This window comes from Dietzia sp. DQ11-38-2, from assembly GCF_014145055.1.
Taxonomy (GTDB): domain Bacteria; phylum Actinomycetota; class Actinomycetes; order Mycobacteriales; family Mycobacteriaceae; genus Dietzia.
On the sequence record NZ_JAALDW010000456.1, the window covers coordinates 5,294 to 6,453 of the forward strand.

1 protein-coding gene and 2 pseudogenes are annotated in these 1,160 nt (G+C 69.2%); all 3 read left to right on the plus strand.

Going from position 1 to position 1,160, the window contains the following annotated elements; genetic code table 11:
- Positions 1-202: pseudogene (locus G6026_RS17535) on the plus strand (23S ribosomal RNA methyltransferase Erm); the annotation flags it as partial.
- A 131-nt stretch (positions 203-333) separates the two neighbouring features.
- Positions 334-954, plus strand: coding sequence for a GNAT family N-acetyltransferase (locus G6026_RS14485; RefSeq protein ID WP_241726014.1), 621 nt, complete (start codon positions 334-336; stop codon positions 952-954).
- Between the two features lie 2 nt (positions 955-956).
- Positions 957-1,136, plus strand: a pseudogene (locus tag G6026_RS14490) (deaminase); the annotation flags it as partial.
- Positions 1,137-1,160 lie beyond the last annotated feature (24 nt).

The following is a 1,160-nucleotide window of genomic DNA, read 5'->3' on the forward strand; positions in this document are numbered from 1 at the left end:
CTTCACCGGCCGAGGCCGAGGCCTCATCGCGATCCTGGCCTCGGTGGTGCCCGCGCGGCGACGTCCGGCGGTCCGCGGAGCCCTCGCCCGGGCCGGTGTGTCCCCGGGAGCCCTGCCCAAGGACCTCACCGCGCGGCAGTGGGTGGCGCTGTACACGGCCCTGGGGCGGCGGGGGCCGGACGCGTCCCGGTTCGGGAGGTGATCCACCGGTCGCGCTCGACCGAGCGAATCCTGTCGGCGCTCTGTGGGCGGGTACTAGTCTCAGATCCGAGAACCGGGCACCGGCATCCCAGCCCGCCGGAGCGCCAGACACCTCGGACAAGGATGGCCTCGATGGCACCTCGCAATGGGAGCGCAGCGATGATCGAGGTGCGTCCGGCGGACAGGTTCGATGACGTGGCGGTACTGCTGGGCCCCAAGAAGAACCCGGATGCCACCGTGTGTTGGTGCCTGAGCCACCGACTGGATTCCGGGACCAACACCTCCCTGCTGGGGCCCGCCCGTGGCGAGTTCGTCCGCGACCTGTGCTCGCGGGAGGTCGCCCCGGGAGTGCTCGCCTATCTCGGATCCGAACCCGTGGGATGGGCGGGAGTCGCGCCGCGCCGCGATCTCCCTATCGCGCGGTCCCGGGTGGTACCGACCGTCGACACGCAACCCGTGTGGTCGATCTTCTGCGTCCGCGTCCGCCCCGGGTACCGGGGCCGGGGGATCGCACGCGAGTTGGTCGAGGGCGCGGTCGAGTTCGCGCGTGATCACGGTGCGCCCGCCGTCGAGGCGGTGCCCGTGGACAACGGTGCGGAGAAGGTCAATCTGACGATGGCATTCGTGGGGTTCCGCTCCCTGTTCGAGGAGGCGGGATTCGTCAAGGTCGCCGATACCACCTCGGTGGCGGGGGGCTTTCCCCGGATCGTCATGAGGCGCCAGATCATCCGAGAACCGATCCGCGGAGGGTGACCATGGGAACGCTGAGTTACACCGCCACCATCTCCATCGACGGATACGCCGCCGACGCGAACGGAGACTTCGCCTGGACCGCGCCGGGCGGGGACGTCTTCAGGTTTCACGTGGAACGAATGGGGTCGATATCGCACGAGATCCTGGGGCGTAACACCTACCAGTTGATGACCTACTGGCAGGCTGGCCTGCTGCGGTGATCTCGG